Raw genomic sequence first — 22,986 nt, 5'->3', positions numbered from 1 at the left:
ACCGCAGGCTGTGAGAGGGACGGAATGGAACCGACCGAGAGCGCCGCACCGGTGTCGCGGCTGCGAGGTTTCGCGGGCCTCACCTCCAGGGTGGGCGCCGTCGTCGTGGCGGTCGCCGTCGTGCAGCTCGCGACCGGGTTCTACCGGACGGTGCACGAGGGCCACGCGCTGTTCCCCGCCGGCACCGCGGGCTGGTCGCTCGCCCTGCTCACCGGAATCATCGTGGGCCATCTGGTCGCCCTGGGCCGCGACCGCTGGTGGGGCGGCACCGGTTCCGGCGCCGCCCTCACCCTTGCCGTCCTGCTCCTCTACGGCTGGGTCGCCGCCGGACTGGTGAGCCTCGTCGTCGTGGTGCTCGTCGGTTCGGCCAGGCGCCACCGGTGGTCGCAGGGGCTGCTCCACGGGGCCGTGGACATACTCGGCATCGGTGCCGCGGCGCTCGTCCTGTCCGCCTTCGGTGACGTGCCGAGTGTCGAGACGCCCTGGCGGCCTCTCCACTGGGGCATCGGCGCCGTACCGGAAGTGCTGCTCGCCGCCGCCGCGTATCTCCTCGTCACCCGCCTCCTGCTGTGGTACGCCAGGGCGCCCCAGGGCGGCGGGCTCCCGACGATCGCCCGCACCGCGCTGTTACGCCAGGGCCTCGTGGCGGTCGCCCTGCTCGGCATCGCTCCGTTGATCTGTGTGGTGGCTTCGGCCAAGCCCGTGCTGCTGCCGCTCTTCGCCGTCCCGTTGATCGCCCTGGACTCCACGCTCTGGATCGCCCGCGCACGGGCCGAGGAACAGTTGAGGGACCCGCTCACCGGCCTGCCCAACCGTCAGTGGCTCCTGGAGCGCACGTGGACGGCGCTGGAGGAAGCCGACGGCACCGGCACCAGGTCCGCACTCGTCCTCATCGACCTCGACCGTTTCCGGGCCGTCAACGACACCCTCGGCCATCTCGCCGGGGACCGCCTCCTGCTCCAGATCGCGGAACGGCTGCGGATCGCCCTGCCACGTGGCGCGGAGGCCGCGAGGCTCGGCGGCGACGAATTCGCCGTACTGCTGCCGACGGCGGACTCGATCACCAGCGCCCAGCGCGTCGCCCGCAACCTCGTCACCGAACTCTCCTCGCCGCTGGACCTGGACGGGCTGACGCTCGTGCTGGAGGCGAGCGCGGGTGTCGCCGTCCACCCCGACCACGCGCTGGACGCCGAAGGGCTGCTGCGGCGCGCGGACGTGGCCATGTACCAGGCCAAGCGGGACCGTACGGGCGTGGAGGTCTACGAGTCCAAGCGCGACAGCAACACCCCGGACCGGCTCGGCCTGCTGGGTGATCTGCGCCGGGCCCTGGACGCCCGTGAGGTGGAACTCCACTACCAGCCCAAGGTCCGCTTCGACGGCCAGGTGGCCGGCCTCGAAGCGCTCGTACGCTGGGTGCACCCGGAACGCGGACGGGTGCCCCCGGACGAGTTCATCGCGATCGCGGAGTCCTCCGGGCTGATGCCCCACCTCACCGAATACGTGCTGGAGACCGCACTGGCCCAGGTGGCCCGGTGGCGGGCGCAGGGGCTGTTCGTCCCCGTCGCCGTCAACGTCTCGCCGCGCGACGTCCACACCCCCGGCTTCGCGGGCAGCGTCGCCGCACGGCTCGCCCGGCACGGTGTCCCGGCCGGTGCGCTGCAACTGGAGATAACCGAGCACGTCCTGCTGGAGGACCCCCAGCGGGCCGCCGACACCCTGGCGGGGCTGACCGGGCACGGGGTGAAGATGTCCCTCGACGACTTCGGCACCGGCTACTCCTCCCTCGTCCATCTGCGAAAACTGCCGGTCAGCGAGCTCAAGATCGACCGGTCGTTCGTGGCGCGGCTGGCGGTGGACCACGAGGACGCAGAGATCGTCCGCTGCACCATCGACCTGGCCCACTCGCTCGGGCTGATCGTCGTCGCCGAGGGGGTGGAGGACGACGAGACCTGGGAGCGGCTGCGTGACCTGCGCTGCGACGCGGTGCAGGGGTGGCTGGTCGCCGCCGCGATGCCACCGCAGGAGACGACGGCCTGGCTCCGGGCGCGGGGCGAGCACGGATGGCGGCGGCCGGCGGAGCGGGAGGCCGCGGCGGCACCGGTGGTGGCGCCCGAGCCGGCGCCCAGGCCCGCGGGGCACGCGCTGAACCCGGGTCCGGCGCCCAGGCCCGCGGGGCACGCGCTGAACCCGGGTCCGGCGACGGCCTGAGGCGCCGGGCGCCCCAGGGGCGCGCCGGGCGAGAGACCGCGGTGGCCGTTTTGTCGCCAATCGCCGGCCGGGCTCGGTCCGCGCGCCGCAGAGGTGTCCGGCGACCCCATAGGATTGGGCCAAAACCACACACCAACCCCTGAGGATCGCTGCATGCCTGGCATCACGCGCGAGGAGGTCGCCCACCTCGCCCGGCTGGCGCGTCTGGAGCTGAAGGGCGAAGAGCTCGAGCACTTCGCCGGTCAGCTCGACGACATCATCGGCGCGGTCGCCCGCGTCTCCGAGGTCGCCGACCAAGACGTACCGCCGACCTCCCACCCGCTGCCGCTGACCAACGTCATGCGGGCGGACGAGGTCCGTCCGTCGCTCACCCCCGAGCAGGCGCTCTCCGGCGCCCCGGCCCAGGAGCAGCAGCGTTTCAAGGTGCCGCAGATCCTGGGGGAGGACTAACAGCCATGACGGACATCAGCACCATCATCAAGCTCACCGCGGCCCGGATCGCCGAGAAGATCGCCTCCGGCGAGCTGACGGCCGTCGAGGTCACCGAGGCCCACCTGGCCCGGATCGACGCCGTCGACGAGAAGGTCCACGCCTTCCTGCACATCGACCGCGAGGGTGCGCTCGCGCAGGCCCGCGCCGTCGACGCCAAGCGTGAGGCCGGCGAGAAGCTCGGCCCGCTGGCCGGCGTCCCGCTGGCGCTCAAGGACATCTTCACCACTCAGGACATGCCGACCACCGTCGGTTCGAAGATCCTCGAGGGCTGGGTCCCGCCGTACGACGCGACCCTCACGAAGAAGCTGAAGGCGGCCGACGTCGTCATCCTCGGCAAGACCAACATGGACGAGTTCGCCATGGGGTCCTCCACCGAGAACAGCGCCTACGGCCCGACCGGCAACCCCTGGGACCTCACCCGCATCCCGGGCGGTTCCGGTGGCGGTTCCTCCGCCGCGCTCGCCTCCTTCGAGGCCCCGCTCGCCATCGGCACGGACACCGGCGGCTCCATCCGCCAGCCCGCCGCCGTCACCGGCACCGTCGGCGTCAAGCCCACCTACGGCGGCGTCTCCCGTTACGGCATGGTCGCCTTCTCGTCCTCCCTCGACCAGGGCGGCCCCTGTGCCCGTACGGTCCTGGACGCGGCGCTGCTGCACGAGGTCATCGGCGGACACGACCCGCTGGACTCGACGTCCATCGACTCACCCGTCCCGCCGGTCGTCGAGGCCGCGCGCAACGGTTCCGTACAGGGCATGCGCGTCGGTGTGGTCAAGCAGTTCGCGGGCGAGGGTTACCAGGCAGGGGTCGTCCAGCGGTTCGACGAGTCCGTCGAACTGCTGAAGTCCCTCGGCGCCACGATCGTCGAGCTGGACTGCCCGTCCTTCGATCTCGCGCTCTCGGCGTACTACCTGATCGCGCCGTCCGAGTGCTCCTCGAACCTGGCGCGCTTCGACGCCATGCGCTACGGCCTGCGGGTCGGCGACGACGGCACGCGCTCCGCCGAGGACGTCACCGCCCTCACCCGCGAGGCCGGCTTCGGCGACGAGGTCAAGCGCCGCATCATCCTCGGTACGTACGCGCTCAGCTCCGGCTACTACGACGCGTACTACGGCTCGGCGCAGAAGGTCCGCACCCTCATCACCCAGGACTTCGAGAAGGCGTTCGAGCAGGTGGACGTGATCGTCTCGCCGACGACACCCACCACCGCCTTCCCGATCGGCGAGCGTGCCGACGACCCGATGGCGATGTACCTCGCGGACCTGTGCACCATTCCGGCCAACCTCGCAGGCAACTCCGCCATGTCGCTGCCCTGCGGCCTGGCCCCGGAGGACGGCCTGCCGGTCGGACTGCAGATCATCGCCCCCGCCATGAAGGACGACCGGCTGTACAAGGTCGGAGCAGCCGTCGAGGCCGCTTTCGTGGAAAAGTGGGGGCACCCGCTGCTTGAGGAGGCTCCGTCACTATGAGCGCAATGGCTAAGAAGGCCAAGAACTTCAAGTCGTCCAAGTCCGGCGTGTACGTGTCCCTGGGCACCACCGCTTTCGGCGCGCTCAGCGTCGTCAAGCAGGCGCGGATGGCCCGCCAGGACAACGACACGTTGCGGCTGATCGACGCCGCCGTATCCGCCGCCGCGATCGTGACCGGACTCGCGATCCTCTACCGCGAGCTCAAGCGTCTCGGCGACGACGACGTCCTGCTGGGCTGAGAGGGAAAGTTTCATCGTGACTGTCATCGACCTGGAGTCGTACGAGGATGCCCTCGCGACGTACGACCCCGTCATGGGCCTCGAGGTCCATGTGGAGCTCGGCACCAGGACCAAGATGTTCTGCGGATGCTCCACCGAGCTCAAGCAGGACGCGAACTCGCAGACCTGCCCGGTCTGCCTCGGACTGCCGGGCGCGCTGCCGGTCGTCAACGAGATCGGCGTCGAGTCCGCCGTCAAGATCGGCCTCGCGCTGAACTGCGAGATCGCCGAGTGGTGCCGCTTCGCCCGGAAGAACTACTTCTATCCGGACATGCCGAAGAACTTCCAGACCTCCCAGTACGACGAGCCGATCGCCTACAACGGCTATCTGGACGTCCAGCTGGAGGACGGGGAGATCTTCCGCGTGGAGATCGAGCGCGCGCACATGGAGGAGGACACCGGCAAGTCGACGCACGTCGGCGGTGCCACCGGCCGTATCCACGGCGCCTCGCACTCGCTGCTCGACTACAACCGTGCGGGTATCCCGCTCATCGAGATCGTCACCAAGCCGATCGAGGGTGCCGGTGCACGTGCCCCCGAGGTCGCCAAGGCGTACGTCGCCGAGCTCCGCGAGCTCATCAAGGCGCTCGGTGTCTCGGAGGCCCGGATGGAGATGGGCCAGATGCGCTGCGACGTCAACCTGTCGCTGCGCCCCCACGGCACCGAGAAGTTCGGCACGCGTTCCGAGACGAAGAACGTCAACTCGCTGCGCTCCGTCGAGCGTGCCGCCCGCTTCGAGATCCAGCGCCACGCCGCGGTCCTGAACTCCGGCGGGACGATCGTGCAGGAGACCCGGCACTTCCACGAGGAGGACGGCTCCACCACGGCCGGCCGCATCAAGGACAACGCCGAGGACTACCGCTACTTCCCCGAGCCGGACCTGGTACCGGTCGCCCCTTCCCGCGACTGGGTCGAGGAACTCCGCAAGGGCCTTCCCGAGCTGCCCCGGCTGCGCCGCAAGCGGCTGAAGGAGGAGTGGGGTGTCAACGAGCACGACATGCAGTCCATCCTCAACGCGGGCGCGGTCGACCTGATCGTCGCCACGACGGACGCGGGCGCTCCCTCCGACCAGGCCCGCAAGTGGTGGATGGGCGAGCTCGCCCGCAACGCCAACGAGACCGGCCGCAGCCTGGACGAACTGCCGGTCACCCCGGCGCAGGTCGCCCGGGTGGCGGAGCTGGTGGCCGCGGGCGACCTCAACGACAAGCTGGCGCGCCAGGTCCTCGAGGGCGTCCTCGCGGGCGAGGGCGACCCGGACACCGTCGTCGAGAAGCGCGGCCTGAAGGTCGTCTCCGACGAGGGTGCGCTGGGCACCGCCGTGGACGAGGCCATCGCGGCGAACGCGGCGATCGCGGACAAGATCCGTGGCGGCAAGGTCGCCGCGGCCGGTGCACTGGTGGGCGCGGTCATGAAGGCCACCCGTGGCCAGGCGGACGCGGCGCGCGTGCGTGAGCTGATCCTGGAGAAGCTCGGCGTCGAGGGCTGACCCCGGCACGCCCTGGGGGCGGCGCACCCGTGAACCGGGTGCGCCGCCCCTTTGCGCTGCCCGGTCCCTGCCGCCGGTCCACCCGCCGGCCGGACGTTCACCGCCAGTCCGTACGGAGGCCTCTCCGTCGCCACCCGGCCTGATTAGCTTCCAGCCGTAGATACGGAATCGGGAGGCGCACTTGACCACGGACATGTCACGGCGGCGGCTTTTCGCGCTCGGGGGCGGCGCGCTCGGCGCCGCTGCGGCGGGATCGTTCCTGCCACCGTCGCTCCAGGCGGCGATCGCCGCACAGCCCGCGGCCGACCGGTCCGGTGGTGCGGGACCGGACGCCATCGAGCACGTGGTGATCCTGATGCAGGAGAACCGTTCCTTCGACCACTACTTCGGAATGCTGCGCGGAGTGCGCGGCTTCGGCGACCGCAACGCGATCGAACTCCCCTCCGGCAGGTCCGTCTTCGAACAGCCGGGGCCGCTGGGCACGACCGTGCTGCCGTTCCCCGTGCGTGAGGCCGCCGAGGCGCAGAAGAAGGACCTGCAGTACATCGGTGACCTCGACCACTCATGGAGCGGTGGCGCCAGGGCGTGGGCCGGTGGCTGGATGAACGGCTGGGTCACCGCGAAGACGTCCGCGACCATGGCGTACTACGACCGCGGTGACATCCCGCTGCACTACGAACTCGCCGACACCTTCACGGTCTGCGACGCCTACCACTCCTCGATCCACACCTCCACCAGTCCGAACCGTAACCACCTGTGGAGCGGGAGGACGGGCAGCGAACCGAACGGCAAGCGAGCCGTGGGCAACGACGCGTACAGCGAGGGCACCCACCCCGGATACGACTGGGGCACGTACGCCGAGCGGCTGGAGAAGGCCGGACGGAGCTGGAAGACGTACACCGAGTGGGAGAACTTCACCGACAACCAGATCGAGTTCTTCGCCACCTTCAAGGCCATCGCCCGCAAGGCCCTGGCGAAGACCGGCGGCCACACCTACATGGAGTCCTTCTACGCCACCGTGCGCGACGCGGACGGGGCCGCCGAGCGGGAACGGCTGCTGGGGCTGCTCGACGAGGGTGTCGCCGGCCTGACGGCGGCCGAACGCAGTCTGTTCGAGAGAGGGCTGCGCCGGGTCGAGACGGGCACGCTCGCCGACGAGTTCGCCAAGGACGTGGCGGCGGGGACCCTGCCCGAGGTCTCCTACCTGGTCCCGTCGGCGGCGGACTCCGAACATCCGAGCGTCTCCTCGCCGGTGCACAGCGCGACGATCGTCTACAAGATCCTGGACGCACTCGGCAAGCACCCCGACGTGTGGCGGCGCACGGCCGTTCTCATCAACTACGACGAGAACGACGGTTTCTTCGACCACGTGCCACCTCCGGTCGCCCCCGCCGAGGTGACCGAGGAGCAGTGGGAGGGCAAGCCCACCGGGCTCGGCGTGCGGGTCCCGCTGCTCGTCGTCTCCCCGTGGTCGGTCGGTGGATACGTCTGCTCCGAGGTCTTCGACCACACCTCCGTGATCCGCCTCCTGGAGCGCTGCACGGGCGTGAAGGAGCCCAACATCGGTGACTGGCGGCGCCAGGTCACCGGCGACCTCACCTCGGCCTTCGACTTCACCCGTGCGCGGCGGCAGCCCGGGACGGAGCGCCCCGCCGCGATCCCGCCGTTCGGCGGACGCTGGCGGCCGAAGCCACCGGCCCTCCAGCAGATGCCGGTTCCGGAAGCGGGCGTCCGCCCGGCCAGGCCCCTGCCCTACCAGCCCGACGCGCAGGCGAAGCAGGCGGACGGCGGGCTGCGTCTGGAACTCAGCAACACCGGCAGGTCTTCCGCGCACTTCACGCTCTACCCGTACGCGCAGGAGTTCGCCGCTCCGCAGCACCGGGACGTCCGGGGCACGGCACGATGGACGGTGCCGCTGACCGGCGTGGGGTACCGCTTCACGGTCACCGGCCCGAACGGCTTCAGGCGTGAGTTCGAAGGAGCCTCCGGCGGTGCCGCGGAAGTCTCCTCCCGCATCGACGCCCACGAGCGGGACGTACACCTCACGCTGCGCAACAACGGCAGGCGGACGCTGACCTACACCGTGCGGCCCCTCGGCTACGTCGACGAGGACGACCTGCGGGACTGGACGCGGACGGTCACGGTCAAGCCGGGGCGCAGCCGGACGGTCGTGCATTCGGCGGCCGACGCCCACGGCTGGTACGACCTGGTGGTGACGGCCGACGAGGCGGGATCCTTCCGGCGCCGGCTGATGGGCCACATCGAGAACGGCAGGGCGAGCGTCTCCGGCTGACGGGCGGGAGGCGGGGGCCAGGCGTGGGGCGTGCGGTGAAGTGCGGACCGTGCGGTGAGGACGGGCGTGCGGTGAGGGTGGAAATCAAGCCATGTGACCATGGCCACGAAAGCGGCACATGACCGCAAATCGCTGACAGAGTGAGCCACTCAGGTCATGAGACTCGTGGGATGTCCCCGGCATGTCCCCTACGGTCCACGAAGCCCAGGAGCACGTCCGTTGGCCGCCATCGCACGCTGGTGCCTCAAGCACCGCCTCGCCGCCGTCCTCATCTGGCTGTCCGCCCTCGGGGGCGTGGCCACCGCGGCGGGATTCGCGGGTTCCGCGTACTCCAACGACTACGAGGTGCCGGGCACCGAGTCGGGCCGTGCGGGCGAGCTCCTGCGGTCGGGGTTCAAGGACCTCGGAGGGGACACCGGCACCGTCGTCTGGCACACCTCCGGCTCCACAGTCCGCGACGCCGGTGTCGAGCGGACGATGACCAGGACACTGCACGAGATCGGAGCGCTGCCCGGTGTGGGTGACGTCACCGGCCCCTACGGACCGGCGGCCCGGGGACAGATCAGCGCGGACGGACGCACCGCCTACGCGACGGTCACCTTCGACCACCGGGCCGGTGAGATCCCGCCCGAACAGGCGCAGGCCGTCGTCGACACCGCGCGGGAGGCCGCGGGCGCAGGACTCCGGGTCGAGCTCGGCGGCACCGCCGTCGCACTGACCGAAGCCCCCGCCCTCCATCTGAGCGAGGCCATCGGGGTGGTCGTCGCCGCAGTGGTCCTCTTCCTCGCTTTCGGTTCGCTCGCCGCGAGCCTGCTGCCGATCGCCACCGCTCTCGTCTCCGTCGGCACGGCGTACGCGGGCACCGTGCTGCTCGGGCACGTCATGATCGTCGCGGACTTCGCGCCCATGCTGGGCATGCTCATCGGGCTCGGCGTCGGCATCGACTACGCGCTCTTCATCGTCACCCGGCACCGGCGGGGGCTGCGCCGCGGCCTCTCCGTGCCCGAAGCGGCGCAGAACGCCGTCGCGACGACCGGGCGTGCCGTCGTCTTCGCCGGAGCCACCGTCTGTGTCGCCCTGCTGGGCATGCTGGTCCTGCGGCTCGGCTTCCTCAACGGCGTCGCGATCGCCGCCTCCCTCACCGTGATGCTGACCGTCGCGGCATCCGTGACCCTGCTGCCCGCGCTGCTCTCCTGCACCGGCATGCGGGCCCTGAGCCGGCGGGAGCGCGAGCGGCTCGCCGAGCACGGGCCGCAGAGCGAACGGGCCACCGGCTTCGCCGCCCGCTGGTCGGTCTTCGTCGAGCGGCGCCCCCGGCTGCTGGGAGCGGCCGCCGCCGCCGTCATGGCCGTGCTCGCGCTGCCCACCCTCTCCCTGCACCTGGGCACCTCCGACCAGGGCAACAACCCCGCGACGGCCACCACCCGCCAGGCGTACGACCTCCTGGCCGACGGGTTCGGCGCCGGTGTCAACGGGCCGCTGACGCTGGCCGCCCGCCTCGACGGAGCCGACGACCGGCTCGCCCTGGACGGCCTGCCCACGGTACTGCGGGGCACCGACGGCGTCGCCTCGGTGAGTCCGGTGACGTACGACGGCAGCGGCGACACCGCGTTCCTCACCGTCGTCCCGGAGTCCGCGCCGCAGTCACAGCGGACCAGCGAACTCGTCCACCGGCTGCGTCACGAGGTCCTGCCGTCGACGACGGATTCCACCTCGCTCCGGATCCACGTGGGTGGGGTGACGGCCGGTTACGACGACTTCGCGGAGATCATCATCGGCAAGCTGCCGCTCTTCGTCGGGGTGGTCATCGGGCTGGGCTGCCTGCTCCTGCTCCTGGCCTTCCGCTCCCTCGCCGTTCCCCTCAAGGCCGCGGTGATGAACGTGGCCGCCGTGGCCGCCTCCTTCGGCGTCGTCGTCGCGGTCTTCCAGTGGGGGTGGGGGAGCGAGCTGCTGGGGCTCGGGAGCGCGGGCCCCATCGAGCCCTTCCTTCCAGTGATCATGGTCTCGGTTCTCTTCGGGCTGTCGATGGACTACCAGGTCTTCCTCGTCGGCCGGATGTACGAGGAGTGGCTGGAGACCGGGGACAACCGCAGGTCGGTGCGAGTCGGCCTCGCGGAGACCGGGCGGGTGATCAACTCGGCTGCCGTGATCATGATTTCGGTCTTTCTCGCCTTCGTCCTCAGCGGCGACCGCGTCATCGCGATGTTCGGCATCGCGCTGGCCGCCGCCGTCGCACTCGACGCCTTCGTCCTGCGCACTTTGCTGGTGCCCGCGCTGATGCACATGCTCGGGGGCGCGAACTGGTGGCTGCCCGCCCGGCTGGACCGGGCGCTTCCGCGCATCAGTATCGAGCCGCCGGACCGCACGGCACCACGTGCGAGGATTCCGGGAAGACGCACCGACGACTCCGGCCGGCCCGTCGCGGAGCGCATCCACTGAGACGTCTCGAAGACCGGGGGGAACAACTGTGTTCACGGTGTCACTGGGGGACGACGGGGCGGAACTCCGCCCGCTCGAGCCCTGGCAGGCGGAGGAATTCCTGGCTCACATGGACCGGGCGCGCGCTCTTGTCGATCCCTGGATCCCGTTCGCCGCAGCTGCCACGGACCTCACCTCCGCACGCGCGCTGCTCCAGCGGTACGCGGACAGGCAGGCGGCCGACACCGGCCGGCTCCACGGCATCTGGCTGGACGGCACGCTGGTCGGCGGTGTCCTGTTCCGGATATTCGAGGCGCAGGCCGGCAACTGCGAGATCGGCTGCTGGCTGGAGCCGGCCGGCCAGGGGCGGGGGCTGGTCAACCGCGCGTCCAGGGTGCTGATCGACTGGGCCGTCGACGTACGGGGGATGCACCGGGTGGAGTGGATCGCCTCCGCCTCCAACACCCGCAGTATCGCCGCGGCCGAGCGGCTGGGAATGACGCGTGAGGGAGTGCTGCGGGAGTCCTACCCGTACCGCGGCAAGCGTCACGACCAGGAGATCTGGGCGGTCCTGGCCTCCGACTGGCGTAAGGGACGGGACCGAGGAGCCCAATGTTAAGGAGGCTCTCATCCGGGCCGCCTAAGGGCTGTCCCGCACTTCCTGGCGAGCGCACGACGACAGCCACGGCACCTCGCCGCGTTGTCGAAACGCCCGGATACATCCAGTACGCGGGCGCCTCTCCGCCTTGCGATGCACCGCGTCTGACGCCGCGCGCTGATCCACCAGGAAGTGCGGGACAGCCCTTGGCGTGCGGCGCATGAACACCTCCCCTCCACCCCGGCCACTGACGACACCGAGGAGAAGAACGCGGCGGACAGGACCGCCGCCGCACCGGACGTGACGAAGAGGACCGGCCCCGCGGAAGACGCCGGGCCGGCCGACGTGGCCCCGGGCGTGACCCCGTCGGACGTGACCGCCATGGACGCAGCCGCGACGGACGCAGCCGCGGAGGACGGACCGGAGGCCGAGCTGGAGCCCGCCCCCTACGACGAGGCCGAAGCCGCCGCGGCTACCGGGGCCGGCGCCGGAGCCGCAGCCGTCGTGGCCGCCGGGCTCGGCATCGTCTCGCTCTCGGGCGCGTGGACCGGCCGCGTCGCCGCCGAGCGCGAGACCCTGATCGGCCAGATCAACACCTCCGGAGACGGCAGCGCCGCCCAGCAGATCTCCGAGATCTACGGCGACGCCTGGCACAGCACGGCCCTCGTCAACGGGCTCTTCGCACTGCTCGCGCTGCTCGTCGGAGTCTTCGTCCCGGTGCGGCCCGCCTTCGGTACCCCCTCACTCCGTCCGCAGGCGGGCTGGGTCCGCTCCGTCGCCGCGGCGGGCATCGCCCTCGGAGCGCTCGGCCTGCTGATCTCCGTGGGCACGTACCTCGACCTCTTCGTCGCCCTGCCGTCCGCCGCCGGAGGCTGAGGCCCGCAGGAAGCCGCCCAGGAGGGAAGAGGGAAGACGATGCACCAGTACGAACTCCACCGACTCGAGCCCGCCGGCCGATCCGCAGGGCCGAGGAGCCGCGCAGTACGGCATGACCCCTGAACCCGCCGGCTACCGGTACGCCGCGTACGATCCGGTCAAAGCCCTGCCCACCGTGCTCCAGACCCCCTGTCCACCGTGCTCCAGACCGCCGTGGAAGCCAGGCCGCCGCTACGCCCGAAACGAGCAACCGGGGCTGCCGGGAAGGGCCATGGAACTCCGGGACGATGTCCCCGACGCGGTGTGTGCCACCCTGCGGCCGCTCGACCACGCCGGGCCTGCCCGGGATGAGGATGCGGGCCGGAGACCGACCCGCTGCGCTACCTCGGCCGTGTGCTTCCGGCCGGGCGCGAAAAGGTCCTCGAAGAAGCGGAACACCCGCTGCGCTTCCCCCCGGCACCCCGCCCGGCGGCGACGCCACGCCGACAGCCCCTGACGGGCTCCGCCGACGGTCAACGCACCTTCAGGAGCAGGATCCGGTCGTCACCCGGCTGTACGGTGCCACGGCCGTCCGTGTTGCTCGTGACCAGCCACAGCTTGTCCCCGCCCGCGGCGAACACCGTGCGCAGACGGCCGTACTTTCCCTCCAGGAACGCCTGGGGGGCGGCCAGCGGTTCCCGGTCCGCCTTGCCCGACAAAGGGATCCGCCACAGCCGCTCGCCCCGCAGCCCCGCCATCCAGACCGATCCCTCGGCATATGCGATCCCGCTCGGTGAGGCTTCGGACGTCTTCCACTGGGCCACCGGGTCGGCGAATCCCGACTTGCCCTCCTTGCCCTCGGCACCGGGCCAGCCGTAATTCCTGCCCTCTTCGATCCGATTCAGCTCGTCCCAGGTGTTCTGGCCGAATTCCGCCGCCCAGAGCCGTTTCCCGCTGTCCCAGGCCAGACCCTGCACATTGCGGTGCCCGTAGGAATAGACCAGCGAGTCGGCCTCGGGATTGCCGTGCACCGGCTCGCCGTCGGGCGTCATCCGCAGGACCTTGCCCGAGAGGGACGACTTGTCCTGGGCGAGCCCCGTGTCACCCGTCTCGCCTGTGCCCGCGTACAGCATGCGGTCCGGTCCGAAGGCGATCCGCCCGCCGTTGTGGACGGAGCCCTTGGGGATCCCCCGGAGAATGGTGTCCGGTGCCCCCAGCTGCTGACCGGCGGGCTTCTTGTCGTCGTACAGAAGGCGGGCGATGCGGTTGTCCGACTCGGTGGTGAAGTACGCGTAGATCAGGTGGTCCGAGCCGTAGGTCGGGGCCACGGCGAGGCCGAGGAGACCGCCCTCGCCGGCCGGTGCGACCCCCGGAACCGAGCCCAGCAGCGTTTTCCTGCCGCTCTCCCCGTCGATCCGGGTGACCGTCGCTTCGTCACGTGAGGCGACCAGCAGGTCACCGCCGGGCAGCGCCGCGAGGCCCCAGGGGGACGCGAGACCGTCCGTGAGCGTCTTCACCACTTCGACCGATCCCTTGGCCGGTGGCGGGTCCGCCGACGGGCTCGCCGAGGCCGGGGGAGCGGACGAGGCGCTCGCCGGGGGCGAGGAGGGGTCCTCACCGTCCGCCGGGCCGCCGCCGGACGAGCAGGCGGACAGCAGGAGGGAGGCCGAGGCGAGCAGAGCCACAGCCCCCTTGCGCAGCACGGGAGTTTGCACAGCACCGATCCTTTCGACGGTCGCACGACTACTGTTCTTACACCGGCGTTCCGCCCCGGGTTCCCGATCTCCGCCGATTCTCCCGCCACGGAGCCGGACCACACGCTCCGAGGAGCCGGCCGGCGTCCGCGGAACCGGCCCCGGGACCGGCGGATCAGTCCCACGACCCACGGGCCCGCGGCAGCCCGGCTATCTCGGCCAGATCCCGGTCCGTGAGCGTCAGCCCCGCCGCACCCGCGTTCTCCACGGCCCACCGCTCCTGCTTCGCACCGGGCACGGGCACCACATGACGGCCCTGTCGCAGAACCCACGCCAGAGCCACCTGCGCGGGAGTGGCGCCGTGCCGCTCCGCGATCCTGCGCAGCCCCGCCACCACCGGCTGGTTCGCCGCCATCATCTCCGCCGTGAACCGGGGGTGCCTCGCCCGTGGGTCATCCGGCTCGAAACCCTGGCCGGGCTTGAGCGTGCCCGTGAGATAACCGTTGCCCAGCGGCATGGCCGCCAGCATCCCCACCCCCCGGGCCGCGCACCACGGCAGCAGATCCTCCAGCGCCTGGGGCGACCACACGGAGAGCTCCGCCTGGACCGCGCTGACGGGAAAGACCTGCTGCACGCGCTCCAGCTGCCGGATGGTCCCGTCGTACATCCGCGCCCCCGGCCCGCGGCCCGCCCGGGCGCCCACCGCGCACAGTCCGAGCGCACGCACCTTGCCCGCCGTCACCAGGTCCGCCATCGCACCCCAGGTCTCCTCGACCGGCACCTCGGGATCCGCCCGGTGCAGTTGGTAGAGGTCGATCACATCGGTCTGGAGCCGCCGCAGCGAGGCGTCGCAGGCCCGGCGCACATAGCCGGGACGCCCGTTGGCCACGATGTGCTGATCGCCCACCAGCAGACCGCACTTGGTCGAGAGGAAGGCTTCGGACCGCCGGCCCCTGAGCGCCCGCCCGACGAGCAGCTCGTTGGTGAAGGGCCCGTACATGTCGGCTGTGTCGAGCAGTTGGACGCCCGCGTCCAGCGCGGCGTGCACCGTCCGCACCGAGCGGTCACCGCGCTGCTGCGACGTGTTGTAGGCCCAGCTCATCGGCATACAGCCCAGCCCGACCGCACCCACGGCGAGCGCCGCCGCACCGATAGTCCTGCGCTCCAACTCCCCGAACCCTCCCCGAACCCTCCCTCGGTACCGTGATCACGGGACCACCAGCACCCCAAAGTAACCTCTGCGGTTCCGCGCCCTTCGCATAGCCTCCTGACCATGACTTCTGTATCTGCTGCCGACGTGTGGCTGCCTTTCGGCGCCGATGAGATCGACGGCCTCCCCGAGGGTCTCAACTACCGTTTCTGGGACGGCGGCCGGGACTACCCGGCGGACCCCTCCGCGTGCGCGTTCTACGTCGTTCCGTACATGAAGGGCCCGGAGGTCGCGGTCCGCCCGCTCAAGGGGATGCACGCGGTCCAGGTCGTCCAGACCCTGTCAGCGGGCATCGACCACGTGGAGCCGGGGCTCGGCCTGCTGCCCGCCGGGGTGCGGCTGTGCAACGCCAAGGGAGTGCACGAGGCCTCGACGGCCGAGCTCGCGCTCACCCTGGTCCTCGCCTCGCTCCGAGGTCTCCCCGGTTTCGTGCACGGCCAGGACAAGGAGGAGTGGCGGTCGGGCTTCTATCCGGCCCTCGCCGACAAGTCCGTCCTCGTGGTGGGCTACGGATCGATCGGCGCGGCCATCGAGGACCGGCTCGAACCGTTCGAGTGCGCGCGAGTGGTGCGCATCGCGCGCTCCGCACGGACAACCGCACGCGGCCCCGTACACGCGATCGAGGAGCTTCCCGCCCTGCTCCCCGAGGCGGACGTCGTCATCCTGTCCACCCCGCTGAACCCCTCCACACAAGGGCTGGTGGAGGCCGGTTTCCTCGCCGCGATGCGGGACGGAGCGCTGCTCGTGAACGTCGCGCGGGGCGCCGTCGTCGACACGGCGGCCCTCCTGTCCGAACTCGAGTCCGGGCGGCTTCGCGCCGCACTCGACGTGACCGACCCGGAGCCCCTGCCCGCCGGCCACCCTCTCTGGCATGCTCCCCACACACTGATCTCCCCTCATGTGGGCGGCAGCACCTCCGCTTTCCTGCCCCGGGCGAAGCGTCTGCTGGCCGGACAGCTCACCCGGTTCGCCGCAGGGGAACCGGTCGGCAACCTCGTACTCACCACCGGCTGAACACGGTCCAGAGCCGTACGGACGCGCCGGGTTCCGGTAACGCCCCAGCTGGTCACGGAGAGTAGAAGGACTATGGCCCTGAGTGACGGCTCTGGTGTATCGTCCACACGGAGGCTGCGCCGTGGCAGGGGCGGCGCCGGGGAGGAAGCGGAACGCGAGGGGGCCACGAGCGATGTTCAGCCAGCGGGAAGACGATCCGACGCAGCGGAGCGACCAGGAGGGGCCGGCGGCAGCGAGAGCGCCAGGAGCTGCCCACGGGGCTCTCCGGTGAGCGCCCTCGGGGCTCTGCTCTCCCGGCGGCCGGCCTCCGGCCGGACCGTGGGGCTGCGCTCCCAGCTCGCCCTCGCCGTCGTCTGCGCGGGATACGCGGTAGGGGCCGCCTTCGGCTGGGGATCGCCCGGAGTCGCCCTGTTCATGGGAGACTTCGGCCTCAGCATCGCCGCCCTGATCGCCGCGGTGTCGTGCTTCCTCTACGCACGCACCGGCGGCAGCAGGTTCCGGCCCGCGTGGTTCCTCTTCTCGCTCTCCTCGGCCATGGCCGCCGGAGGCAACGCGGTGTGGGGATGGTACGAGGTGGTGCTGGGACGCGCGGTGCCCACCCCCTCCCTCGCCGACCTCTTCTTCCTCTGCTTCGCGCCGCCCGCCATCGTCGGGCTGCTCGTCCTGGCCAAACGGCCCGTCACACGGGCGGGATGGGTCTGCCTGGTGCTGGACGCGTGGCTGATCGGCGGATCCATGCTGACGCTCTCCTGGAGCCTCGCACTGGCCCACACCGCACACCTCGTGAACACCGCGGGGGAGAGCGTGGCCCGGGCGGCGCTCTCGCTGGCCTACCCGCTGCTCGACATCGTGCTGGTCTCCATGGTCCTCGCCCTGCACTTCCGGCGGGGCAACGCGAACCGCTCCGCAGTGCACACGGCCATCGCCGGCCTGGCCCTGACCGTGTTGTGCGACGCCCTGTTCACGGCCCCGCTGCTCCGCTCGGCGTACGAGTCGGGCCAGCTGCTGGACGCGGGCTGGTTCGCCGGATCCCTGATCCTCGCGTACGCGCCCTGGGGGGCACGCCGAGGCCAGGACAACGCTGTCGAGAGCCTCGGCCCGGAGCCGCGCGCCATGAGCCGCCCGATCGCCGGATCCATCGCCGCGCTCACGCCCTACCTGGCCGCGGCGGTCTGCACCCTCAGCATTCTGTACAACGTGGTGGAGGGCCGCAGGGTCGACCGGGTCGTGGTCCTCACCGGCTGCACGGTCGTGCTCGCCCTGGTCCTCCGGCAGGCCATCATGCTCCTCGACAACATCGCGCTCACCCAGGAACTGGCCCAGAAGGAGAATCACTTCCGCTCCCTGGTGCAGGGCTCCAGCGACGTCATCATGATCGCCGAGCCCACCGGCAGGCTCCGTTACGTCAGTCCCGCGGCGGCCGGCGTCTACCGGCGCGAAGCCGAGGACCTCGAGGGCGCGGAGCTGTCGTCGATCATCCATCCCGACGACCTCGGGGGAGTGGTCCACGAGCTGCGGCGCTTCCTCGCCGCGCCGTCGCGCGAGGAGCCCACCACCCGGATCGAGTGCCGCTTCCGATCGGGCACGGGCGACTGGCTCCACGTCGAATCCACTGTCAACCGCCACCAGGGCGGTCTTCTCCTCAACAGCAGGGACGTGACCGAGCGGGTCAGGCTGCAGGCGCAGCTCCAGCACAACGCCGAACACGACCCGCTCACCGACCTGCCCAACCGCGCCCTCTTCACCGCTCGCGTCGGCCAGGCGCTCAACGGCCGGCGTGCCGGGGACCCGGGCACCGCCGTGCTCTTCATCGACCTCGACGGCTTCAAGGCGGTCAACGACTCCATCGGCCACCAGGCGGGCGACGAACTCCTCGTGCAGGCCGCGCGCCGCCTCCTGGAGTCCGTGCGCACCTCGGACACCGCGGCCCGCCTCGGGGGCGACGAGTTCGCCGCGCTCATCGTCGGCGACGGCACCCATGACCAGGCCGCCCGGGAGGACCAGGTCCACGAGATCGCCGAGCGCCTGCGCCTGCGGCTCTCCCAGCCCTACCGGATCGGCGCCCAGGAGGTCCGGGTGGCCGCTTCGATCGGTGTCGCCTTCGCCGAGTCGTCCAGCACGCCCAAGGACCTCATGCGCAACGCCGACCTGGCCATGTACCGGGCGAAGGCCGGCGGCAAGGACCGGGTGGAGCTGTACGCCCCCCAGATGCAGGCCGACGTCGTGCGCCGCTCCGAACTCGCGGCGCGGGTCCGCACGGCCTTGCGCGACGGTGAGTTCGCGCTCCTCCACCAGCCCGTCGTCCACCTGGCCAGCGGCGTGGTCGCGGCCGTCGCCGCCCAGGCCCGCTGGCGTTCCGCCCAGGGCATCCTGTTCACCCCCGCCGAGTTCCTCCGTGTCTCCGAGGACAGCAACCGTGCCGCCGAACTCAGTGCCTGGCTGCTGGAGGAGGCCGTCGAGCAGGCCGCCGACCGGTCCAGGGCCGGGCATCCGGTCTCCGTCTCCGTGCGGGTGTCCGCCGCCCGGCTCCTGGACCGGACCCTGCCTCCGGGGCCCGTCGAGGCCCTCCTGGCCCGGCACGGGCTGCCCTCCGGCGCCCTGATGATCGAAGTGGCCGACAGCGACCCCCGGATCTCCTTCGACGAGCTGGAGCAGCGGCTGGTCGCCCTGCGCCGCCTCGGCGTCCGGATCGCGCTCGACGGCTTCGGCAGCGGGTACGCAGCGGTCAACGCCCTGCGCCGGCTCCCCATCGACGTACTGAAGCTGGACCGGTGCCTGGTGGAGGGCGTCGTCGAGTCGGCGAGGCTGCACAAGATCACCAGTGGGCTGCTGCGCATCGCGGGAGATCTCGGCATGCAGTCCGTGGCCGACGGGGTGGACGCGCCCGAGCAGGTACGGGCACTGCGCGCCATGGGATGCACCCACGGCCAGGGAATGGCCTTCGCCGGGCCGCTGGACGAATACCGGCTGCGGCGCACCCTGATCCGGGGGGAATATCCCGTTCCGGGCATCGGTCCGACCGCCCAGCCGGTGCTCGCGGGCGGTGCGATCCCACTGCCGAGCCGCCCACATGATGAGACGCCCGTCCCACCCACTTGACACCGTGTGCGTGCCGGAGAGAGGGTCAATGCCATGCGCACCCGAATTCTCGTACTTGGAAAGCGCGTCGGCTGAAGCAGGGTCGCTCATGGACACCCTGCAGACCGCACCGGCGCGCTCCCCTCGCTTGCCTCACGGCACGAGGGGTTTTTTGTTGCACCGGGACCTTTCGGAACCCACCCAAACACCGCATAAACCCTCAGCTTCGAGAAGAGAATGCCGATGACCGAGCAGGCCACCGGGGCCCAGCACCCGCAGCCGCGGGCCCGTAACGGCGGACCGTCCCCCGCCTCCGTTGAGCACCTCACGGGCGCGCAGTCCCTCATCCGTTCTCTCGAGGAAGTCGGCGCCGACACGGTATTCGGCCTCCCCGGCGGCTGCATCCTGCCCGCGTACGACCCGCTGATGGACTCCACCCGGGTCCGTCACGTCCTGGTCCGTCACGAGCAGGGGGCCGGTCACGCTGCCACCGGTTACGCGCAGGCGACCGGCAAGGTCGGTGTCTGCATGGTCACCTCGGGACCCGGGGCCACCAACCTGGTCACCCCGATCGCCGACGCGGCCATGGACTCCGTGCCGATGGTCGCGATCACCGGTCAGGTGGCCTCCGCCGCCATCGGCACGGACGCCTTCCAGGAAGCCGACATCTGCGGCATCACGATGCCGATCACGAAGCACAACTTCCTGGTCACCCGCGCCGAGGACATCGCGCACACGATCGCCGAGGCCTTCCACATCGCCTCCACCGGCCGTCCGGGGCCCGTCCTCGTCGACATCGCCAAGGACGCGCTGCAGTCGAAGACGGTCTTCAGTTGGCCGCCGACGATGGACCTGCCCGGCTACCGCCCGGTCACCAAGCCGCACGCCAAGCAGATCCGCGAGGCCGCCAAGCTCATCACACAGGCCAAGCGTCCCGTGCTGTACGTCGGCGGCGGGGTCATGAAAGCCGGCGCCACCGCCGAGCTGAAGGTCCTGGCGGAGCTCACCGGAGCGCCCGTCACCACCACGCTGATGGCGCTCGGTTCCTTCCCCGACAGCCACCCGCTGCACGTGGGAATGCCTGGTATGCACGGTTCGGTCACCGCCGTCACCGCGTTGCAGAAGGCCGACCTGATCGTCGCGCTCGGAGCCAGGTTCGACGACCGTGTCACCGGCAGGCTGGACAGCTTCGCCCCGTACGCCAAGATCGTCCACGCGGACATCGACCCGGCCGAGATCGGCAAGAACCGCGCCGCCGACGTCCCGATCGTCGGTGACGCCCGCGAGGTCATCGCCGACCTCGTCCAGGCGGTCCAGGCCGAGCACACCGAGGGCCTCACCGGTGAGGCCGCCAGGCAGTACGCGGACTGGTGGAAGGACCTCAACCGCTGGCGCGAGACCTACCCGGTCGGCTACGACCTGCCGGAGGACGGCAGTCTCTCGCCGCAGCAGGTCATCCAGCGCATCGGTGAACTCGCCCCCGAGGGCACGATCTTCGCGGCGGGTGTCGGCCAGCACCAGATGTGGGCCTCGCACTTCATCCAGTACGAGCAGCCCGCCACCTGGCTCAACTCCGGCGGCGCCGGAACCATGGGGTACGCCGTCCCGGCCGCCATGGGTGCCAAGGCGGGCATGCCCGACCGTGCCGTCTGGGCCATCGACGGTGACGGCTGCTTCCAGATGACCAACCAGGAACTCACCACCTGCGCGCTCAACAACATCCCGATCAAGGTCGCGATCATCAACAACGGCGCGCTCGGGATGGTCCGCCAGTGGCAGACCCTGTTCTACAACCAGCGGTACTCCAACACCGTGCTGCACTCCGGCCCGGACGCGGACGGCAACGCCGCCAAGGGCACCCGGGTGCCGGACTTCGTCAAGCTGTCCGAGGCCATGGGCTGCTACGCGATCCGCTGCGAGGACCCTGCCGACCTGGACAAGGTCATCGCCGAGGCCAACGCGGTCAACGACCGTCCGGTCGTCATCGACTTCATCGTCCACGAGGACGCCATGGTGTGGCCGATGGTCGCAGCCGGCACCTCCAACGACGAGGTCATGGCGGCGCGCGGTGTCCGCCCCGACTTCGGCGACAACGAAGAAGACTGAGAGACAGAGAGAGACCGACTCCCATGTCCAGTAAGCACACGCTCTCCGTCCTGGTCGAGAACAAGCCGGGTGTCCTCGCCCGGATCACGGCCCTGTTCTCCCGGCGCGGCTTCAACATCGACTCGCTCGCGGTCGGTACCACCGAACATCCCGACATCTCGCGCATCACCATTGTCGTGAACGTCGAGGGCCTGCCCCTGGAGCAGGTGACCAAGCAGCTCAACAAGCTGGTCAACGTCTTGAAGATCGTCGAACTCGAGCCCGCCGCAGCGATCCAGCGGGAGCTCGTCCTGGTGAAGGTCCGCGCCGACAACGAGACCCGCTCCCAGATCGTCGAGATCGTCCAGCTGTTCCGCGCCAAGACCGTGGACGTCTCCCCGGAGGCCGTCACGATCGAGGCGACGGGGGGCGCCGAAAAGCTGGAGGCCATGCTCAAGATGCTCGAGCAGTTCGGCATCAAGGAGCTCGTCCAGTCCGGCACCATCGCCATAGGGCGCGGCGCGCGCTCGATCACCGACCGTTCTCTGCGCGCACTCGACCGCACGGCGTAACCCCTTCCGGCCGTCTCGCCGCTCGCATGGCGAGACCCGGCGACGAACCCCACGCACCCCGCCGTACGGTGGGACGCAACACCTGCACACCAAGGAGAAGACCCAGTGGCCGAGCTGTTCTACGACGACGATGCCGACCTGTCCATCATCCAGGGCCGTAAGGTCGCGGTCCTTGGTTACGGCAGCCAGGGGCACGCCCACGCGCTGTCGCTGCGTGACTCGGGTGTCGACGTCCGCGTCGGTCTGCACGAGGGCTCGAAGTCCAAGGCCAAGGCCGAGGAGCAGGGGCTGCGCGTGGTGACCCCGTCCGAGGCGGCCGCCGAGGCCGACGTCATCATGATCCTCGTCCCGGACCCGATCCAGGCCCAGGTCTACGAGGAGTCCGTCAAGGACAACCTCAAGGACGGCGACGCGCTGTTCTTCGGCCACGGCCTGAACATCCGCTTCGACTTCATCAAGCCGCCGGCCAACGTCGACGTCTGCATGGTCGCCCCGAAGGGCCCGGGCCACCTGGTCCGCCGTCAGTACGAGGAGGGCCGCGGCGTCCCGTGCATCGTGGCCGTCGAGCAGGACGCCTCGGGCAAGGGCCTGGAGCTCGCCCTCAGTTACGCGAAGGGCATCGGCGGCACGCGTGCCGGCGTCATCAAGACGACCTTCACCGAGGAGACCGAGACCGACCTGTTCGGTGAGCAGGCCGTTCTCTGCGGTGGTACCGCCGCTCTGGTCAAGGCCGGTTTCGAGACGCTGACCGAGGCCGGTTACCAGCCGGAGATCGCGTACTTCGAGTGCCTCCACGAGCTGAAGCTCATCGTGGACCTCATGTACGAGGGCGGCCTGGAGAAGATGCGCTGGTCCATCTCGGAGACCGCCGAGTGGGGCGACTACGTCACCGGCCCGCGCATCATCACGGACGCCACCAAGGCCGAGATGAAGAAGGTCCTCGCCGAGATCCAGGACGGCACCTTCGCCAAGAACTGGATGGCCGAGTACCACAACGGCCTGCCCAAGTACAACGAGTACAAGAAGGCCGACAGCGAGTCCCTGCTGGAGACCACCGGCGCGGAGCTGCGCAAGCTCATGAGCTGGGTCGACAACGAGGAAGCCTGAGTTCAGGCCGGGGGGCGGGTCCGCACGGGCCCGCCCCCCGGCGCCAGGCCGGCCTCACGCCCCGTGTCACTGCGGGGAGAGGCGGTGGCAGGGAAGCGGCACGTACGTCTGTACAGACCGTCCACCCCGTGC

16 protein-coding genes are annotated in these 22,986 nt (G+C 70.7%); 14 read left to right on the top strand and 2 right to left on the bottom strand.

Features of this window, described 5'->3' with window-relative positions:
- Window positions 1–24: 24 nt before the first annotated feature.
- The 9 genes from ACF1FZ_RS22385 to ACF1FZ_RS22345 all read left to right on the top strand — a co-directional run bounded on the left by ACF1FZ_RS22385 (window position 25) and on the right by ACF1FZ_RS22345 (window position 12,115).
- Complete coding sequence (locus ACF1FZ_RS22385) at window positions 25–2,208, top strand: putative bifunctional diguanylate cyclase/phosphodiesterase (protein WP_391775161.1); 2,184 nt, start codon at window positions 25–27, stop codon at window positions 2,206–2,208.
- A 153-nt stretch (window positions 2,209–2,361) separates the two neighbouring features.
- Window positions 2,362–2,658: an Asp-tRNA(Asn)/Glu-tRNA(Gln) amidotransferase subunit GatC gene (gatC, locus tag ACF1FZ_RS22380; RefSeq protein WP_014153935.1), complete on the top strand. Its 297-nt coding sequence runs from the start codon at window positions 2,362–2,364 to the stop codon at window positions 2,656–2,658.
- A gap of 5 nt (window positions 2,659–2,663) precedes the next feature.
- The gene (gene gatA / locus ACF1FZ_RS22375; protein ID WP_391775160.1) at window positions 2,664–4,166 is read left to right on the top strand and encodes an Asp-tRNA(Asn)/Glu-tRNA(Gln) amidotransferase subunit GatA; all 1,503 of its coding nucleotides are present in this window, start codon (window positions 2,664–2,666) and stop codon (window positions 4,164–4,166) included.
- Window positions 4,163–4,405 carry a hypothetical protein gene (locus ACF1FZ_RS22370; protein ID WP_391775159.1) on the top strand — a complete coding sequence of 81 codons (243 nt, stop codon included), beginning with the start codon at window positions 4,163–4,165 and terminating at the stop codon, window positions 4,403–4,405. The genes gatA and ACF1FZ_RS22370 overlap by 4 nt, the downstream gene beginning before the upstream one ends.
- A 16-nt stretch (window positions 4,406–4,421) precedes the next feature.
- Window positions 4,422–5,930, top strand: a complete 1,509-nt coding sequence (gatB, locus tag ACF1FZ_RS22365) for an Asp-tRNA(Asn)/Glu-tRNA(Gln) amidotransferase subunit GatB (protein ID WP_391775158.1) — start codon at window positions 4,422–4,424, stop codon at window positions 5,928–5,930.
- A gap of 181 nt (window positions 5,931–6,111) precedes the next feature.
- Complete coding sequence (locus ACF1FZ_RS22360) at window positions 6,112–8,223, top strand: phosphocholine-specific phospholipase C (protein ID WP_391775157.1); 2,112 nt, start codon at window positions 6,112–6,114, stop codon at window positions 8,221–8,223.
- Window positions 8,224–8,442: 219 nt separating this feature from the next.
- Window positions 8,443–10,662: an MMPL family transporter gene (locus tag ACF1FZ_RS22355; protein ID WP_391775156.1), complete on the top strand. Its 2,220-nt coding sequence runs from the start codon at window positions 8,443–8,445 to the stop codon at window positions 10,660–10,662.
- 28 nt (window positions 10,663–10,690) lie between these two features.
- Window positions 10,691–11,260 (top strand): GNAT family N-acetyltransferase, encoded by a 570-nt coding sequence (locus tag ACF1FZ_RS22350; protein WP_391775155.1) that lies wholly within the window; start codon window positions 10,691–10,693, stop codon window positions 11,258–11,260.
- Between the two features lie 171 nt (window positions 11,261–11,431).
- Window positions 11,432–12,115, top strand: a complete 684-nt coding sequence (locus tag ACF1FZ_RS22345; RefSeq protein ID WP_391775154.1) for a hypothetical protein — start codon at window positions 11,432–11,434, stop codon at window positions 12,113–12,115.
- Window positions 12,116–12,627: 512 nt separating this feature from the next.
- Here ACF1FZ_RS22345 and ACF1FZ_RS22340 read toward each other — a convergent pair.
- Window positions 12,628–13,809, bottom strand: coding sequence for a PQQ-dependent sugar dehydrogenase (locus tag ACF1FZ_RS22340; protein WP_391775153.1), 1,182 nt, complete (start codon window positions 13,807–13,809; stop codon window positions 12,628–12,630).
- A gap of 154 nt (window positions 13,810–13,963) precedes the next feature.
- Entirely contained in the window at window positions 13,964–14,956 is a 993-nt protein-coding gene (locus ACF1FZ_RS22335; protein WP_391775152.1) for an aldo/keto reductase, read from the bottom strand.
- Between the two features lie 105 nt (window positions 14,957–15,061).
- Between ACF1FZ_RS22335 and ACF1FZ_RS22330 the strand changes: the two genes are divergently transcribed.
- From ACF1FZ_RS22330 to ilvC, 5 genes are all read left to right on the top strand, one after another.
- Complete coding sequence (locus tag ACF1FZ_RS22330; protein WP_391775151.1) at window positions 15,062–16,012, top strand: 2-hydroxyacid dehydrogenase; 951 nt, start codon at window positions 15,062–15,064, stop codon at window positions 16,010–16,012.
- Between the two features lie 267 nt (window positions 16,013–16,279).
- Complete coding sequence (locus ACF1FZ_RS22325) at window positions 16,280–19,111, top strand: putative bifunctional diguanylate cyclase/phosphodiesterase (protein WP_391775150.1); 2,832 nt, start codon at window positions 16,280–16,282, stop codon at window positions 19,109–19,111.
- 216 nt (window positions 19,112–19,327) lie between these two features.
- Window positions 19,328–21,196: an acetolactate synthase large subunit gene (locus tag ACF1FZ_RS22320; protein ID WP_391775149.1), complete on the top strand. Its 1,869-nt coding sequence runs from the start codon at window positions 19,328–19,330 to the stop codon at window positions 21,194–21,196.
- A 23-nt stretch (window positions 21,197–21,219) separates the two neighbouring features.
- Window positions 21,220–21,747, top strand: coding sequence for an acetolactate synthase small subunit (gene ilvN, locus ACF1FZ_RS22315; protein WP_391775148.1), 528 nt, complete (start codon window positions 21,220–21,222; stop codon window positions 21,745–21,747).
- A gap of 105 nt (window positions 21,748–21,852) precedes the next feature.
- Window positions 21,853–22,854 (top strand): ketol-acid reductoisomerase, encoded by a 1,002-nt coding sequence (gene ilvC / locus ACF1FZ_RS22310; RefSeq protein WP_391775147.1) that lies wholly within the window; start codon window positions 21,853–21,855, stop codon window positions 22,852–22,854.
- The last annotated feature ends 132 nt before the right edge of the window (window positions 22,855–22,986 follow it).

Source organism: Streptomyces sp. NPDC014623 (assembly GCF_043088245.1).
In the GTDB taxonomy this organism is placed as follows: Bacteria; Actinomycetota; Actinomycetes; order Streptomycetales; family Streptomycetaceae; genus Streptomyces.
This window is presented reverse-complemented; position numbering and strand designations above follow the sequence as displayed.

Coding starts and splice junctions, on each gene's coding strand:
- ACF1FZ_RS22385 (WP_391775161.1), top strand. CDS start 25: ATGGAACCGACCGAGAGCGCCGCACCGGTGTCGCGGCTGCGAGGTTTC.
- gatC (WP_014153935.1), top strand. CDS start 2,362: ATGCCTGGCATCACGCGCGAGGAGGTCGCCCACCTCGCCCGGCTGGCG.
- gatA (WP_391775160.1), top strand. CDS start 2,664: ATGACGGACATCAGCACCATCATCAAGCTCACCGCGGCCCGGATCGCC.
- ACF1FZ_RS22370 (WP_391775159.1), top strand. CDS start 4,163: ATGAGCGCAATGGCTAAGAAGGCCAAGAACTTCAAGTCGTCCAAGTCC.
- ACF1FZ_RS22330 (WP_391775151.1), top strand. CDS start 15,062: ATGACTTCTGTATCTGCTGCCGACGTGTGGCTGCCTTTCGGCGCCGAT.
- ACF1FZ_RS22320 (WP_391775149.1), top strand. CDS start 19,328: ATGCCGATGACCGAGCAGGCCACCGGGGCCCAGCACCCGCAGCCGCGG.
- ilvN (WP_391775148.1), top strand. CDS start 21,220: ATGTCCAGTAAGCACACGCTCTCCGTCCTGGTCGAGAACAAGCCGGGT.